This window comes from Caballeronia humi (assembly GCF_001544475.1).
GTDB classification, from domain to species: Bacteria; Pseudomonadota; Gammaproteobacteria; order Burkholderiales; family Burkholderiaceae; genus Caballeronia; species Caballeronia humi.
On record NZ_FCNW02000028.1, the window covers coordinates 17,294 to 33,523 of the forward strand.

At 63.5% G+C, this 16,230-nt stretch carries 16 protein-coding genes; 1 reads left to right on the forward strand and 15 read right to left on the reverse strand.

What is annotated here, in order from left to right:
* The first annotated feature begins 416 nt into the window (after positions 1-416).
* Complete coding sequence (ppsR, locus tag AWB65_RS22150; RefSeq protein WP_087658004.1) at positions 417-1,235, forward strand: posphoenolpyruvate synthetase regulatory kinase/phosphorylase PpsR; 819 nt, start codon at positions 417-419, stop codon at positions 1,233-1,235.
* A gap of 9 nt (positions 1,236-1,244) precedes the next feature.
* Here ppsR and AWB65_RS22155 read toward each other — a convergent pair whose 3' ends face one another.
* The 15 genes from AWB65_RS22155 to tsf form a co-directional block, all read right to left on the reverse strand.
* The gene (locus tag AWB65_RS22155) at positions 1,245-2,027 is read right to left on the reverse strand and encodes a TrmH family RNA methyltransferase (protein WP_087669179.1); all 783 of its coding nucleotides are present in this window, start codon (positions 2,025-2,027) and stop codon (positions 1,245-1,247) included.
* Positions 2,028-2,037: 10 nt separating this feature from the next.
* The gene (rnhB, locus tag AWB65_RS22160) at positions 2,038-2,739 is read right to left on the reverse strand and encodes a ribonuclease HII (protein WP_087669180.1); all 702 of its coding nucleotides are present in this window, start codon (positions 2,737-2,739) and stop codon (positions 2,038-2,040) included.
* Positions 2,736-3,902, reverse strand: coding sequence for a lipid-A-disaccharide synthase (gene lpxB, locus AWB65_RS22165; RefSeq protein ID WP_087669181.1), 1,167 nt, complete (start codon positions 3,900-3,902; stop codon positions 2,736-2,738). Before lpxB ends, rnhB begins: the two co-directional genes overlap by 4 nt.
* Positions 3,903-3,914: 12 nt before the next feature.
* Positions 3,915-4,703, reverse strand: coding sequence for an acyl-ACP--UDP-N-acetylglucosamine O-acyltransferase (gene lpxA, locus AWB65_RS22170; RefSeq protein ID WP_087669182.1), 789 nt, complete (start codon positions 4,701-4,703; stop codon positions 3,915-3,917).
* A 60-nt stretch (positions 4,704-4,763) separates the two neighbouring features.
* Positions 4,764-5,228: a 3-hydroxyacyl-ACP dehydratase FabZ gene (gene fabZ / locus AWB65_RS22175; RefSeq protein ID WP_087657999.1), complete on the reverse strand. Its 465-nt coding sequence runs from the start codon at positions 5,226-5,228 to the stop codon at positions 4,764-4,766.
* 124 nt (positions 5,229-5,352) lie between these two features.
* A complete protein-coding gene (lpxD, locus tag AWB65_RS22180) occupies positions 5,353-6,423 on the reverse strand; it encodes a UDP-3-O-(3-hydroxymyristoyl)glucosamine N-acyltransferase (RefSeq protein ID WP_087669183.1) in 1,071 nt (356 codons plus the stop codon).
* A 41-nt stretch (positions 6,424-6,464) separates the two neighbouring features.
* Entirely contained in the window at positions 6,465-7,007 is a 543-nt protein-coding gene (locus AWB65_RS22185) for an OmpH/Skp family outer membrane protein (protein WP_087657998.1), read from the reverse strand.
* A gap of 46 nt (positions 7,008-7,053) precedes the next feature.
* A complete protein-coding gene (gene bamA, locus AWB65_RS22190) occupies positions 7,054-9,366 on the reverse strand; it encodes an outer membrane protein assembly factor BamA (protein WP_087669184.1) in 2,313 nt (770 codons plus the stop codon).
* Between the two features lie 76 nt (positions 9,367-9,442).
* On the reverse strand, positions 9,443-10,816 hold the full coding sequence (gene rseP, locus AWB65_RS22195) for an RIP metalloprotease RseP (RefSeq protein WP_087669185.1): 1,374 nt from the start codon (positions 10,814-10,816) through the stop codon (positions 9,443-9,445).
* Positions 10,817-10,823: 7 nt separating this feature from the next.
* Positions 10,824-12,050: a 1-deoxy-D-xylulose-5-phosphate reductoisomerase gene (locus tag AWB65_RS22200; protein ID WP_087669186.1), complete on the reverse strand. Its 1,227-nt coding sequence runs from the start codon at positions 12,048-12,050 to the stop codon at positions 10,824-10,826.
* A 10-nt stretch (positions 12,051-12,060) separates the two neighbouring features.
* On the reverse strand, positions 12,061-12,873 hold the full coding sequence (locus AWB65_RS22205; RefSeq protein WP_087669187.1) for a phosphatidate cytidylyltransferase: 813 nt from the start codon (positions 12,871-12,873) through the stop codon (positions 12,061-12,063).
* On the reverse strand, positions 12,867-13,649 hold the full coding sequence (uppS, locus tag AWB65_RS22210; protein ID WP_087657993.1) for a polyprenyl diphosphate synthase: 783 nt from the start codon (positions 13,647-13,649) through the stop codon (positions 12,867-12,869). Before uppS ends, AWB65_RS22205 begins: the two co-directional genes overlap by 7 nt.
* Positions 13,650-13,714: 65 nt before the next feature.
* Positions 13,715-14,275 carry a ribosome recycling factor gene (frr, locus tag AWB65_RS22215; RefSeq protein ID WP_087657992.1) on the reverse strand — a complete coding sequence of 187 codons (561 nt, stop codon included), beginning with the start codon at positions 14,273-14,275 and terminating at the stop codon, positions 13,715-13,717.
* Positions 14,276-14,360: 85 nt separating this feature from the next.
* On the reverse strand, positions 14,361-15,074 hold the full coding sequence (pyrH, locus tag AWB65_RS22220) for a UMP kinase (RefSeq protein ID WP_087669188.1): 714 nt from the start codon (positions 15,072-15,074) through the stop codon (positions 14,361-14,363).
* Between the two features lie 256 nt (positions 15,075-15,330).
* The gene (gene tsf / locus AWB65_RS22225; RefSeq protein ID WP_087669189.1) at positions 15,331-16,212 is read right to left on the reverse strand and encodes a translation elongation factor Ts; all 882 of its coding nucleotides are present in this window, start codon (positions 16,210-16,212) and stop codon (positions 15,331-15,333) included.
* Positions 16,213-16,230 lie beyond the last annotated feature (18 nt).

Here is a 16,230-nt window from a genome sequence, read left to right on the forward strand (position 1 = left end):
GTGGGCTCTCATGCGGCGGCGCTCATTGAAAGCGCGTGCCGCATCTTGCACAACCTGTTTGATGAGCTATCGCAAAATAGTCCGGCGCGAATAAAAATGCCCGGCGAAAGACGCGCGAATTCGGCCAGAATATGCTCGAATCGAGGACAATTTGCAGGAAAACTGCGCGAATCCCGGTAAAATCGACGAGATTCGTTATCAAATTGTTCGCAATTGCTTATCAAACAGGTTGCCGCTATTCTACCGTGCTGGCTCTCGAAAATGTTTCGGCGGCGCCTTTTGTACCGCGAAATCGGCGTCTTCATGGCCTGTACGGTGCGCCGGCGCACACCGGTCATTTGCCGACCTTTTAGTCCGCACTCAACGGCCAGCACATTGATTTGAGCGCGCCCGCCCACTCTCGTTCCTTTTTTCCGATGCCGCCATCCGTATTCATCGTTTCCGACGGTACCGGGATCACTGCCGAAACCTTCGCGCACTCGATCCTCTCCCAGTTCGATCAGAAATTCCGGCTCGTGCGCGTGCCGTTCGTCGATTCGAGCGACAAGGCGCATGCGACGGTCGCGAAGATCAACGAGGCGGTGTCGCTGGACGGGCGGCGTCCGATCGTCTTCACGACGCTGGTCAACAGCCAGTCGAACGAGATCGTGAAGGCGTCGAATGCGCTCGTGCTCGACATGTTCCAGACGTTCATCGAGCCGCTGGAACACGAACTGGACATCAAATCGACGCACGCGATGGGGCGCGTGCACCAGAACGCTGATACTGAGGAATACAAGAATCGCATCGAGGCGATCAATTTTTCGCTCGCCCACGATGACGGCCAGTCGAACCGCAACCTGACCGACGCCGACGTGATCTTGGTGGGCGTGTCGCGCAGCGGCAAGACGCCGACGAGCCTTTATCTCGCCATGCAATACGGCGTGAAAGCGGCGAACTACCCGCTGATTCCGGAAGATTTCGAGCGCGGCAAGCTGCCGACGCCGCTTCTGGATCATCGCGAGAAGATGTTCGGTCTGTCGATCGATCCGCAGCGGCTTTCCGAAATCCGCAACGAGCGGCGACCGGGCAGCAAGTACGCGGCGCTGGAGAATTGCCGCTACGAGATCAACGAAGCGGAAATGATGATGAAGCGCGAGGGGATCAAGTGGCTGTCCTCGACGCACAAGTCGATCGAGGAAATCGCGACCACCATCCTGCAGGAAATCAAGCTTGAACGGCCGTCGTATTACTAGAACGAGCGCCTATTTGCCGCGCTGCTGGCGGCATTGCTCGAAAAGACACACGGCGGCTGCGGCCGCCACATTCAACGATTCCATGCCGCCCGGCTGCGGAATCGTCACGCGAAGCGTCACGGCATCGCGCCACGCCTGCGACACCCCCGCCCCTTCATTGCCGAACACCCACGCGAGCTGGCCCGACAGGTCGCAGTCGTAGAGCGCCTTCGCGCCGTGCGAATCGGTGATCGTGACCGGTGCGTCGAGCCGCGCGATCAAATCGGCGGGCTCGGCGTCCTCGAAGATGTTCAGCAGGAAATGCGCGCCCATCCCGGAGCGCAACACCTTCGACGACCACGCGTACGCCGTCCCCGGCGCGCAAAACACGTTCTGGACGCCCGCCGCCGCCGCACTGCGCAGGATCGAACCGACGTTGCCCGCGTCCTGCACGCCATCGAGCACGACGCAGGTCGTCGTGACGCGTTCCGGTATCGGCGTCTCGATTTTCTCGACGAGCAGCAGCATTCCGACGCCGTGCACCACGCTCGAAAGCTGGCCGAAGAGCGCATCGGGCAGCGTGTGGACGCGCTTCTCTTCGATCCGCGCGACGATCGCCCGCGCCTCCTCGTGTGCGAGCGCGCCTTCGGTAACGATGCACGTTTCCGGCTGCCCGGCCGCATCGAGATACGCCGACGCGAGATGCAGCCCTTCGAGCAGCGCGTGGCCGCTGCGGCGCTGCTGCGCGGTCGAACCGGCGAGCGCCTTCAGGCGCTTGTAGAGCGGATTGTCCCGCGAGGTGATGGCTTTCACGTTTGGAGAGTCAGAAGGCGCGGGCGTCCGGGTCCTGGTCGGCCACAGAGGCCGCCTGGATCACTTCGGGCGCGATTTCAGGCAGCACGATGCCGCAACGCGCGTGCGCCTCGCGCACCGGCGCAAACGAGCGCCGGTGGTGCTCGCATGGCCCGTGGTCGCGCAAGGCGGCCAGATGCTGCGGCGTGCCGTAGCCGGCGTGGACGTTGAAACCGTAGACGGGATGTGTCTCGTGCAATTGCAGCAACATGCGGTCGCGCGTGACTTTCGCGAGGATCGACGCTGCCGAGATCTGCGCGACGAGCGCGTCGCCGCCGATCACGGCTTCGGATCGGATCGCGAGAATCGGGCAGCGGTTGCCGTCGATTTTGACGAGCGTCGGCGTCACCGACAGCCCTTCCACTGCGCGTTTCATCGCGAGCATCGTCGCGTGGAGGATGTTCAGCGTGTCGATTTCCTCGACATTCGCCGACGCGACGCAATACGCCAGCGCGCGGTCGACGATCTTTTCGTACAGTTCTTCGCGCTTTTTGGCGCTGAGCACCTTCGAGTCGTCGAGACCGCGGATCTTCGGTTTTGCGGGATCGAAAATCACTGCCGCCGCGACCACCGGCCCGGCCAGCGGCCCGCGCCCCGCTTCGTCGACGCCGCAAATCACATCGAGCGGCGAGTCGAAATTCAGGCCGCGCTGTCTGGACGATGTGCCTTTCACCGCGGCCTCCGGGTTTCGAGCACCGTCGCGACGGCTTGCGCCGCCCGCTCTGCCGTGTTCTGCCGCAGCGCCAGGTGCATTTCGGTAAAGATTTGCGTGAGAGTACGTCGGTTCGCGTCGTCGTTCAACTGCTTCAGCGTGGCGTCGGCGAGGGCTTCGGGCGTCGCGAAGTGCTGCAGGATTTCCGGCACGACGAAACGCCCCGCCAGAATGTTCGGCAAACCGACGTACGGCAGATAACCCTGCCGCTTCATGATCTGGCCCGTGAGCCAGGGCACTTTGTACGAAATGACCATCGGCTTCTTCAGCAACGCCGCTTCCAGCGTCACCGTGCCGCTTTTCACGAGAATCGCGTCGGCGGCGGTCATCGCGGTTTGCGCGCGGCCATCGGTGATGGTCAGGTTCAGCCGCGGATGCGCCTCGACGAGCGGTTGCAGCAATTCACGCAGCGCCGCGTTCGCCGCTGGCACCAGAAAGCGCACGCCGGGTTCGCGCTGCTGCATCAGTTCCATCGCGTCGAAAAACGTCGGGCCGATCAGCGCGATTTCCGAACGGCGGCTGCCCGGCAGCACCGCGATCACCGGAGCGCCTTCGACCAAGCCAAGTTCGCGGCGCGCACCGAATGTGTCCGGCTCAAGCGGGATCTCATCGGCGAGCGGATGGCCTACGTAAGTCGCCGCGACGCCCGCCTTCTCCATCAACGCGATCTCGAACGGAAACACGCAGAGCATGTGATCGACCGCTTTCACGATCTTCTTGATGCGCCCGCCGCGCCACGCCCAGATCGACGGACACACGAAATGCACCGTCGGAATACCCGCGTCGCGCAGCGCGTGCTCGAGCCCGAAATTGAAATCGGGCGCATCGACGCCGATGAACACCGACGGCGGCTCGGCCAGCAATTGCCGCTTCAACTCGTTGCGGATGCCGAGAATTTCGGGAATGTGCCTGAGCGCTTCGACATAGCCGCGCACGGTCAGCTTGTCCATCGGCCAATGGGCGTCGAAGCCGACGGCCGTCATGCGCGGGCCGCCGATGCCGCTATAGTGCGTCGCGGCGGGCAGCCGCTCCTTGAGCCCGCCGAGCAGCGACGCCGCGAGCAGGTCGCCGGACGGCTCGCCCGCGACCATCGCGACGCGCAAGGGATTGGGTAACAGCGTCATTCAGGCGGCCGGTCAGCGGATGATGCCGCGCTGCGACGTCGCGATGAAATCGGAAAACGCGGTGACGGGCGCGTCGCCGTCGCCGCCGGCCGTCGACAGCTCGCGCAACTGCGCCTTCGCCTCTTCGAGCGACAAACCGCTCTTGTAGACGACGCGGTACGCCGCGCGCAACGCCGAAATCGCCTCGGCGGAAAAACCGCGCCGGCGCAAGCCTTCGACGTTGATGCCGTGCGGCTCCGCCTTGTTGCCCGCCGCGATCACGAACGGCGGCACGTCCTGCACGAGCGCCGAGGCGCCGCCGAGCATCGAATGCGCGCCGATGCGCACGAACTGGTGCACGCCCGACATGCCGCCGACGATCGCGTGATCGCCGACTGTCACGTGGCCCGCCAGTTGCGCGTTGCTCGACATGATCACGTTGCTGCCAAGCCTGCAATCGTGGCCGACGTGCACGTAGGCCATGATCCAGCAGTCGTCGCCGACCGACGTCAGGCTCGCGTCCTGCACGGTGCCGGTGTGGATCGTCGTGAATTCGCGGATCGTATTGCGGTTGCCGATTTCGAGCCGCGTGGGCTCGTCCTTGTACTTCATGTCCTGCGGCCGGCCGCCGACCGACGCGTAATGGCCGATGCGGTTATCTTCGCCGATCGTCGTGTGGCCTTCGATCACGCTGTGCGAGCCGATGGTCGTGCGCGCGCCGATCACGACGTGCGCGCCGACGATCGCGTACGGTCCGACTTCGACGGATGCGTCGAGCTGAGCGCCCGGCTCGATGATCGCGGTAGGGTGAATCTTGCTCATGCGCCCTCGCCTTGTGTTCTGTTCGTTTCGTCCGATGCTTTCGAAGCGTCGAAATTCGCTTTAAGCCTCGGTCCCGGTGTTCTTCACGGTGCACATGAGCGTGGCTTCCGCAGCGACCGCGCCCTCGACTTCGGCGCGCGCCTTGAATTTCCAGATGCCGCGCATGTACCGCTCGAATTCGACGTTCAGGATCAACTGGTCGCCCGGCTCGACGACACGCTTGAAACGCGCCCCGTCGATGCCGACGAAATAGTAGAGCGTCGTTTCCGGATCGTGCGGTTCTTCCGCGAACGTCAGCAGCGCGGCCGTCTGCGCGAGCGCCTCGAGGATCAGCACGCCTGGCATCACGGGACGCGTCGGGAAGTGACCCTGGAAATACGGCTCGTTGATCGACACGTTCTTGAGCGCTTTGATGCTCTTGTGCGGCTCGAGTTCGAGCACACGATCCACGAGCAGGATCGGATACCGATGCGGCAGCAACGTGAGAATCTTGTGGATGTCGAGGTTGATTTTTTCTGTGCTCATGGTCGTTCTGCTCGCGCGCCTGTTAAGCGCGGATGTTGACTGCGGGCCGCGCACGCGGCCCGCCGGGGATGCTGATGTCTCGTTCGCGGCTCGAACCGGCCCGCTTTCGGGGTGACGCTGCTGGCTAGTCGCCGTCGCGCTTGTCGAGCGCGGCTTCGAGCGCCTTGATTCGGTCGCGCAGTTTGTCGAGATTGCGCACGAGCGCCGCGCTCTTGTTCCAGTCGGCGTGATTCACGGCCGGGAAAGCGCTCGTGTACATGCCGGCTTTTGTCAGCGATTTCGACACGCCCGACTGCGCCGTCACGATCACATAGTCCGCGAGGGTCACGTGGCCCGCGATGCCCACCGCGCCGCCGATCATGCAGTGCCGCCCGATGTTCGTGCTGCCCGCAATGCCCGCGCAGCCCGCGATCACTGTGTACGCGCCGATCCGGCAGTTGTGCCCGATCTGCACGAGATTGTCGATCTTCACGCATTCCTCGATGATCGTGTCGGCCATCGCGCCGCGATCGATCGTGGTGTTCGCACCGATTTCGACGTCCGCGGCAATATCGACCGCGCCCACCTGCGGGATCTTCACCCAACTACCAGTGCGCGCCTCGCCCTCGCCGACGAAGTCCGGCGCGAAGCCGAAACCGTCCGCGCCAATCACCGCGCCCGCGTGCACGATCACGCGCGCGCCGAGCTTGCAGCCGTGATACACCGTGACGTTCGGGTATAGATGGACGTCGTCGCCGAGCTTCACGCCCCGTCCGATCACGACGCCCGCGTCGAGCTTCACTCGCTCGCCGATCACCGCGCCCGCTTCCACCGACACGTGCGCGCCGATCACGGCGCTCGGGGCGACCTTTACGGACGGATCGATCGATGCGCTCGGATGCACGCCGGGTATGGCGGGTGGCATAGCGAGGTCGATGAACGCCTGCGCGACGCGCGCGAAGTAAGCGTAGGGATTCGGCGTGACGATGAAGTTGAGGCCCTCGCGGGCCATCACTTTCTCGCGATCCGCGGGTGAAATCAGGACCGCGCCCGCGCGCGTCGTCTCGACTTGCGGCAGATATTTCTGATTCGCGAGAAACGCAAGCTGCGCGGGACCGGCCTTGTCGAGCGGCGCCAGGCTGCCGACCCGATGCGCCGCATCGCCGGCGATCTCGCCGCCGAAGCGCTTGGTCAACTCGGCGAGCGTGATCGTCATGTCCGGTTCAGTGCCTGATGCCATGCGTGTGTGGCTCCTGATCAGTTCGCGCTACTGGCGGCAAGTGCCTTCAGCACCTGATCGGTGATATCGATGCGCGGGCTCACGTACACCGCTTCCTGCACGATCAGGTCGTAATGCTGCTGCTCGGCGATCTGCTTGATGACCTTGTTCGCGCGATCCAGCACCGCCGCGAGTTCTTCGTTGCGGCGCTGGTTCAGGTCTTCGCGGAATTCACGCTGCTTGCGCTGGAAGTCGGCGTCCAGTTGCGACAGATCGCGCTGACGCGCGGCACGGTCGGTCGCGGACATCGACGGACCGTTTTTGTCCATGCCGTCCGACATTGTTTTCAGGCGTTGGGCCATTTCCTGCAACGCCTTGTCGCGCTTCGAAAACTCCTGCTCGAGCTTCGTCTGCGCCGCTTTCGCCGCCGCCGATTCGCGCAGGATGCGGTCGGAATTGACCGCCGCGATCCGGGCCGACGGGATGTCCTGGGCATTCGCCGCAGAAACGCCGGAGAAGCCGATCATCATCGAGAGCGCCAGGGCCAATCCCACATGTTTCGAAAGCTTACCGGTTCGCAAAGTCTTCCTCACGTTACTAGAGTGCAGAAACGAGTCACGCATCACGTCAGAATGCCGTGCCGATCTGGAACTGGAACTTCTGGTACTGGTCGCCTTCGTGTTTCTGCAGCGGGAAACCCAGGCTCAGCTTGAGCGGGCCGATCGGCGAGATCCACGCGAGACCGAAACCGTAGCCGTAGCGCAGACCGTTCGAACCACCGGCCGTGCCGCCCTGGCCCGGATCGCCCCAGACGTTACCGCCGTCGAGGAACGTGAAGACGCGCAGCGTGCGGTCGTAGCCCGTGCCCGGCAGCGGGAATGTCAGTTCGATGTTACCCACCGCCATGCGCGAGCCACCGATCGGGTCGCCCGTCGTCGCGTCACGCGGACCGAGCGAGCTCGGCTCGTAGCCGCGCACCGAACCGATACCGCCGGCGTAGTAGTTCTTGAAGATCGGATACGTCTGGCCCTGCAGCCCTTTGCCGTAACCGCCCTGCAGGTTGAAGCCGAGTACGAAGCCGCGCGCGAACGAATAGTAATACTGGAACTGGGCGTCGAACTTGCCGTAGGTCGTGCCACCGAGCGGCGTGCCATATTCGGCGTTCGTCTGCAGGTAGTAGCCGCGGCTCGGCACCAGGGCGCTATCACGATTGTCACGCGACCAGCCTACCGTCAGCGGAATGTTGTTCACCACACGGCCGAACTCGTTCACATAGTTCTTATAGGCCGTCGGCGTGTTCTGATCCACGTCCATCGTGTTCTGCTCGATGCCGGCACCGAAATACACGGTGTCCTGCTCGGAGAACGGGATGCCGAACTTCGTATCGAAGCCCATCGTGACGATCTTGAAGCTCGAATCCGTCGAGTAGTACAGCGGCTGGTACGTGCGGTAGTACGCGTCGGTGATGCGCTTGATGCCGTCGATCGTGAAGTACGGATCGACCTGCGTCACCGTCAGCGTGCGGTACGTCTTCGCGGTGTTCACGTTGACCGCGAGGCTCGTGCCGGAACCGAACACGTTGTCCTGCGACACGCCCGCCGAGAGCACCACCTTGTCCGTCGAGGAAAAGCCCGCGCCCAGCGTGATCGCGCCGGTCGGCTTTTCCGCGACCTTCACGTCCACGTCGACCTGGTCGTTCGTGCCTTCGACCGGCAGCGTGGTGACATCGACGTCGGTGAAGTAGCCGAGACGGTTCACGCGATCCTTCGAGAGCGCGAGGCGACTCGAATCGAACCACGAGCTTTCAAGCTGGCGCATTTCGCGACGCACGACTTCGTCGCGCGTACGCGTATTGCCCACGATATTCACGCGACGCACGTAAACGCGGCGGCTCGGATCGACTTGCAGCGTCAGCTCGACGGTATGGTTCGTTTGATCGATCTGAGGCTGCGCGTTGACCTGCGCGAATGCGTAGCCATACTCGCCGAGCTTGTCGACGATCGCCTTCGTGGTCGCCTGCAGCTTTTCGGCCGAGAAACGCTCGCCCGGTTTGATCTTGATCAGCTTGGTGAGTTCGGCCTCGCGGTCGAGCAGATTACCCGCAAGCTTGATGCTGCTCACCTTGTACGGCTCGCCTTCGTGAAGCGCGACCGTCAGGTACATGTCCTTCTTGTCCGGCGAGATCGACACCTGCGTCGAGTCGATACTGAATTCGAGGTAGCCGCGATTCAGGTAATACGAGCGGACGTTCTCGAGGTCGCCCGTCAGCTTTTCCTTCGCGTACAGATCGTTCTTCGTGTACCAGGAGAACCAGTTTGGCGTGGAAAGCTGCATTTCATCGCGCAGCGTGCTCGTGCTGACCGCGTTGTTGCCGATGAAGTTGATCTGGCGGATCTTCGCGCTCGGACCTTCCGCGACCGAGAACAGAATCGACACGCGATTGCGGTCGACCGGTGTCACCGTCGTCGTCACTTCGGCCGCGTAGTAGCCGCGCGTGAGGTACTGGCGCTTGAGTTCCTGCTCCGCGCGATCGACGAGCGCCTTGTCGTACGACCGGCCTTGCGACAACCCGACCGAGCGCAATGCCTTTGTCAGATTGTCCTTGTCGAATTCATGGAGACCGGCGAAGTCGATCTGCGAAATGGCCGGACGTTCCTGCACCTGCACCACGACGACATTGCCTTCGGTGGCAATCTGCACGTCGTTGAAGAAGCCCGTTGCGTAGAGCGCGCGAATCGCTTCGGATGCCTTGTCGTCGGTGAACGTGTCGCCTTGCTTGATCGGCAGGTAGGCGAAGACGGAACCCGGTTCGATGCGCTGGAGACCGTCGATCCGGATATCCTGCACGACAAAAGGCGTGGTCGCGTGTGCCGCCATGCCGGTTGCGGCCAGTGCCGCGGCCACAGCCGTCTTAGGAACAAAGCGATGAGGTTTGAACAACGTGCTTCCCCAGTGTTAAAGCTGCATCAGTTCCGGCGGTCTTCATGATGAGACGCCAGGGACTGATGGAAATGGATCAAAAACGAATCAGGCGAGCCAGGTCGTTGAACAGCGCAATCATCGACAAAGCGACGATGCACACGAGGCCCGCCCGTTGCAGAACCAGCTGCCAGCGATCGGAAACCGCTTTGCCGGTAACGGCTTCAACCAAATAATATAACAGATGACCACCGTCCAAAACCGGAATCGGTAACAAGTTCAGCACCCCCAGACTGATGCTGACGAGCGCCAGAAACGACACGAATGCCGATAATCCGAGCCGCGCGCTCTTGCCCGCGTAGTCGGCGATGGTGACCGGTCCCGACAGGTTCTTGAGCGATGCCTCGCCGACGATCATCCGCCCGAACATGCGCAGCGAATACACGCTGATGTCCCACGTACGGTTCACGCCGAGCCGCACGCTTTCGACCGGGCCATAGCGCACGTCGACGGTCGGCAGATGGTTCGCGAGCGCCGCGCCGATGCGCCCCACTTCGCGGCCGCTATCCGCGTCGCGCTTGAGATCCGGCACGACCTGCACCGTGCGCGCGCTGCCATCGCGTTCGACCGTGAGCGTCACCGGCTTGCCCGCGTGCGTCTTCACGAAATCGATGAAACCGCTTGCGTTCTGCACCTTCTTGCCGTCGATCGCGATCAGCTTGTCGCCCGCCCGCAGGCCGCCCTTTTGCGCCGCGCTGCCTGCTTCGACACCCGCTACCGCGAGCGTGCCGCCGCCGGGCGCGAAGCCGAGCTTGTCCATGAAATCGGTGTCGGCGTCGGGGTCGCCGATGCCCGCGACGTCGATCGGGAAATCGAACGTGCCGTCGGGCTTTTTCGCCGTGAGCACGACGCGGCGGTGATCGAACGAGGCGTCGAGCAGCTTCCAGCGCAGGTCGGACCACGAGCGGATCGGGTGCGAATCGCCGCCGCTCTGCGCGTCGCGCATCGACAGAATCGTTTCGCCGCCTTCGAAGCCGGCCTGAGCCGCGGCGGTATCGGCGGCGGGGGTTGCGATGATCGCGGCGGGTTCCGTTACGCCGCCGGCGAACACGGCCGCGAACAGCGCGATCGCGAGGACGAAGTTGGCGATCGGCCCGGCCGCGACGATCGCGATGCGCTTGCCGACGCTCTGCCGGTTGAACGCCCGCGGAAGATCCTCGGGCGGGATCGCGCTGTCGGCTTCGCGCTCGTCGAGCATCTTCACGTAGCCGCCGAGCGGCAGCGCGGCGATCGTCCACTCGACGCCCGTCTTCTTGCTGATCCAGCGCACGAGCGGCTTGCCGAAGCCGACCGAGAAGCGCAGCACCTTCACGCCGCACAGTCGCGCGACGCTGTAGTGGCCGAATTCGTGGACGACGACAAGCACGCCTATCGCGACGACGAAGGCAACGATTTCGGTCAGGAAGTTCATGACGGCCTCAATGCGCGATGCGCTCGGCGGGCAAGGGACTCGACGCGTCCGCGCTCAGGTTGTCGACGAAGCCGTTCGCGAGGCGGCGCGCGCTGGCGTCTGCGGCGAGGACGTCGTCCAGCGTGGCGGCGCTCGTGTTCGGCAGCGCGTTCAGCACGCGTTCCACCACATCGCCGATCGCCATGAAGCCGATGCGGCGCGCGAGGAACGCTTCCACGGCGATCTCGTTCGCCGCGTTCAGCGCCGCGCTCGCGATGCCGCCAGCTTCCAGCGCCTTAATGGCCAGCGCGAGGCACGGGAAGCGCCCGAAGTCGGGCTTTTCGAACGTGAGCGTGGCGATTTGCGCGAGATCGAGCTGCGCCACGCCCGATTCCACCCGATCCGGATAAGCAAGCGCATGCGCGATCGGCGTGCGCATGTCGGGATTGCCGAGCTGCGCGAGCACGGAGCCATCGGCGTAGGACACCATCGAATGGATGACGCTCTGCGGGTGAATCAGCACTTCGATGCGCGATCCCGGCAGGTCGAAGAGCCAGTGCGCCTCGATGACTTCGAGGCCTTTGTTCATCATCGTCGCGGAATCGACGGAGATCTTGCGGCCCATCGCCCAGTTCGGATGCTTGCAAGCCTCGTCGGGCGTGACGTTGACGAGCGTCGACGGCTCGCGCGTGCGAAACGGCCCGCCGGACGCGGTCAGGATGATTTTCGAGACGCCGCCGTGCAGTTTCGCCTCGGCATCCGCACAGCGCGGCAGGCACTGGAACACGGCGTTGTGCTCGCTGTCGACGGGGAGCAGCACGGCATTGTTGTCGCGCACGGCGTCGATGAAAATCTGCCCCGACATCACGAGCGCTTCCTTGTTCGCGAGCAGGATGCGTTTCCCGTGGCGCGCGGCCGCGAGCGTGGGCGCGAGTCCCGCCGCGCCGACGATCGCCGCGACGACCGTGTCGCACGCGTCCGACGATGCAGCGTCGACGAGCGCCTGCGGCCCGTGCAGCACTTCAGTCCGGCAGTCCGCGGCGCGCAGAACGGCTGCGACCTTCGCGGCCGTATCGGCATCGCCTACGACCGCCACTTCGGGCTGAAAGCGCAGGCACTGGGCGACGAGTTTGTCGCCGTTACGATGAGCGGTGAGCGCGTGGACCGAGAAGCGGTCGGGATGCCGCGCCACGACGTCGAGCGTGCTTTCGCCGATCGAGCCCGTGGAGCCGAGCAAAGTCAGACGTTTTTGCATAAATCCTTCTTTAGCCGAGCAGCAGTAGCGCGATCGGCAGTACAGGCAACAATGCGTCGATGCGGTCCATGACGCCACCGTGGCCCGGCAGCAGACCGCTCGAATCCTTGACGCTGGCCTGGCGCTTCATGAGCGACTCGAACAGGTCGCCGATCACGCTGAACGCCACCAGCACGGTGAGCGCGACCAGCGCCTTGAGCCATCCGCGATGCTCGACGTAGGCCGTGAAGAGCGTGGGTGCGAAAACCTGGCTGGCGGCGGCGATCGAGCCGATCACGATCACCGCGACCCAGCCGCCGATCGCCCCTTCCCACGTCTTGCCGGGGCTGATCGACGGGGCGAGTTTGTGGCGTCCAAGGGCTTTTCCGGCGAAGTATGCGCCTATGTCGGCGAGCCAGACGACTAGGAGAAGCGATAGCACGAACGCGACGCCGACCGTGCGCGCCGCGACCAGCGCGTGCCAGCAGGCGACGAACACGACGATTCCGGCGAAAAGGAGGAATACCTGCCACAGACCGGTGGCTAGAACGGGCTTGCGTAAAAGCGCGAACGGCCCCACGAGCACCCAGAAGATTGCGGCCATCTGGAAAAGGCCTTTCGGCGCGACGCCGAGAAACGTGCTCAGAATCAGCACGAGCGCGGTAAAGACCGCATAGGCGACCGGCCCGGCGCCGCCGACCTTGAGCAGCCGCGCCCATTCCCAGGCGGCAAACACGACGACGAACCCGATCAGCGCCCCGAAAGCCCCGACCGGCGCAAAAAGCGTGATCGGCACCAGCACTGCCAGCAGAACGATTGCCGTGATGACACGGGTCTTTAGCATGAAAGGGTGTCGACCTTCTGCGATTGCGGTGCGAGTTGGGCGCTCGTGCGGCCGAAGCGGCGTTCGCGCTCGCCATAGGATTCGATCGCGCGGCCGAGCGCGTCGGCGTCGAAATCAGGCCAATAGGTGTCGGTGAAATAGAACTCGGTGTAGGCGAGTTGCCACAGCAGGAAGTTGCTGATGCGCTGCTCGCCGCCCGTGCGGATGAAGAGATCGGGCTCAGGCGCATAGGCCATCGCGAGGTGCTGCGCGAACGATGCCTCATCCACCACGACCGCCTGCCCCTCTTCCACCGATTGCTCGGCAAGCTTACGGGTGGCTTGCATGATGTCCCAGCGGCCGCCGTAGTTGGCTGCGATCGTCAGCGTGAGGCGCGTGTTGCGCGCGGTTTTGGTTTCCGCGCGCTGGATCAGCGCGCGAATACGCTCATCGAACATCGAAATGTCGCCGACGACGCGCAAACGGATGCCATTCGCATGCAGTTTGCCGATTTCGCGCTCGAGCGCCGTGACGAACAGGCGCATCAGAAACGACACTTCCTCGGTCGGGCGGCGCCAGTTTTCCGAGCTGAACGCGAAGAGCGTCACGTACTCGACGCCACGCCGCGCGCAGCTTTCGACGGTCGCGCGCACGGCATCGACGCCACGCGTGTGGCCGGCGACGCGCGGCAGGCGACGCTGCGTCGCCCAACGGCCGTTGCCGTCCATGATGATCGCGATATGGCGTGGAACAGCCGCGACATCGGGTACGCGAACGGTAGAGCTGGTATAGGTCATGGCCGCTGAATCTTATGATCGACAGAATGAAGTGCCAGCAACACTGGCAAGACCGGAATCGGCCTTCAGACCGTCATGATCTCGGCTTCTTTCGACTGAACCAGCTTGTCGATTTCCGCGACGAATTTGTCGGTGAACTTCTGAACGTCGTCGCTTGCACGACGCTCGTCGTCTTCGGAGATTTCCTTGTCCTTGACGAGTTTCTTCAGTTGCTCGTTGGCATCGCGGCGCAGGTTGCGCACCGCGATCTTGGCCGTTTCGCCTTCGCTCTTCACGACCTTCGTGAGTTCCTTGCGGCGCTCTTCGGTCAAAGCGGGCATCGGCACGCGGATCAGATCGCCCTGGTTCGACGGATTCAGGCCGAGGTCCGACTCGCGGATCGCCTTCTCGATGACCGGCACCATCTTCTTTTCCCACGCCTGGACGCCGATCGTACGCGCATCGACGAGCGTCATGTTCGCGACCTGCGAAATGGGTACGTTCGAGCCGTAGTAATCGACCTGGATGTGGTCGAGCAAGCCGGTATGGGCGCGACCCGTGCGGATCTTGGCGAGATCGGCCTTGAACGCTTCGATCGACCGCTGCATCTTCTGGTCGACGCCCTTTTTAATGTCAGCCACACTCATTTAAACCTCCGAACCTTGGTTACTGGCAATGCAGGCGCTTCGGGCGCAGGCTGTCGCGCCGCGCCGCGCCCTATCCCGCAAGAGTTTACACGTGGACGAGCGTGCCTTCGTCGTCGCCCTGGATGATGCGCTTGAGCGCGCCCGCCTTGTTGATCGAAAACACGCGGATCGGCAGTTTCTGATCGCGGCACAGCGCAAACGCGGTCGCGTCCATCACCTGCAGATTGCGACCGATCGCCTCGTCGAAGCTGATCGTGCTGTAGCGCGTGGCGTGCGGGTCCTTCTTCGGGTCGGCGGAGTATACGCCGTCGACCTTCGTCGCCTTCAGCACCACCTCGGCGCCGACTTCCGAGCCGCGCAAAGCCGCTGCGGTATCGGTCGTGAAGAACGGGTTGCCCGTGCCGGCCGCGAAAATCACCACTTTGCCTTCTTCGAGCTGGCGAATGGCCCGCGGACGGATATACGGCTCGACGACCTGGTCCATGCGCAGCGCCGACTGCACGCGCGCTTCGATGCCCGCGTGGCGCATCGCGTCCTGCAGCGCCAGCGCGTTCATCATCGTGGCGAGCATGCCCATGTAATCGGCTGTTGCCCGGTCCATCCCGGCCGCGCCGCCCGCCACACCGCGAAAGATGTTGCCGCCGCCGATCACGACAGCAAGCTGGGTGCCCATGCGGACCACTTCAGCCACGTCCGCCACCATGCGTTCGATGGTCGCGCGATTGATGCCGAAGGCATCGTCGCCCATGAGGGCTTCGCCGGAGAGCTTGAGGAGTACGCGTTTGTAGGCTGTGGGCATATGAAGGTTCCGATCGCGCCAAGGAGGGTTGCAACAACGTAGAACTGTAGGGGTGAAACGATATTTACGGCAAGCGCGCCAAATTCGTGCAGCGGCGGGTTGACTAAGGGTAAACCCTTAAATTTGGGGCTTGCTGGTGCTGCTTGCGAACAGGCGGAACGAGTGTTCCGCCTGGCGTCTCGCTGTGCTGCGGGTAATGCGTCCCTGCCGATGACGGCGCGCACTGGAATCATGCCGCGCCGCCTCGCTGCCGGATTTAGCTCTGCTTTGCTGCTGCGACTTGCGCGGCCACTTCGGCGGCGAAATCGTCCTGGCGCTTCTCAATGCCTTCGCCCACCACGAACAGCGCGAACTTCTGCACCGAAGCACCTGCCGCCTTCAGCATCTGTTCGATCGTCTGCTTGTCGTTCTTAACGAACGGCTGGTTCAGCAGCGAGACTTCCTTCAGATACTTTTGCACGCTTCCGTCGACCATCTTCGCGACGATTTCAGCCGGCTTGCCCGATTCGGCGGCCTTCTGCTCGGCGATGCTGCGTTCCTTCGCGATCAGGTCGGCCGGCACTTCTTCCGACGACAGCGAAACCGGCTTCATCGCGGCGATGTGCATCGCGACGTCCTTGCCGACTTGCTCGTCCGCGCCCGCGAACTCGACCAGCACGCCGATGCGCGTGCCATGCAGATACGAAGCCAGCTTGTTGCTGGATTCAAAACGCACGAAACGGCGGATAGAGACGTTTTCGCCGATCTTGCCGACGAGCGCGAGACGCACGGCGTCGACCGTCGAGCTTTCGAGCGGACGTGCGCCGAGCGCGGCGACGTCGGCAGGGTTGGTCTTCGCCACGATTTCGGCGACCGTCTTGCCGAACGCGAGGAAATCGTCGTTTTTCGCGACGAAGTCGGTTTCGCAATTCAGTTCGACCAGCGCGCCCACGCCACCTTCGATGTGCGACGTCACGATGCCTTCAGCCGTCACGCGCGATGCCGCCTTGCTCGCCTTGTTGCCGAGCTTCACGCGCAGCAGTTCTTCCGCGCGCTCGAGGTCGCCGTCGGCTTCCGTCAGCGCCTTCTTGCATTCCATCATCGGCGCATCGGTCTTTGCGCGCAGTTCTGCCACCATGCTTGCGGTAATTGCCGCCATCATCTGCTCCTTGAGTCT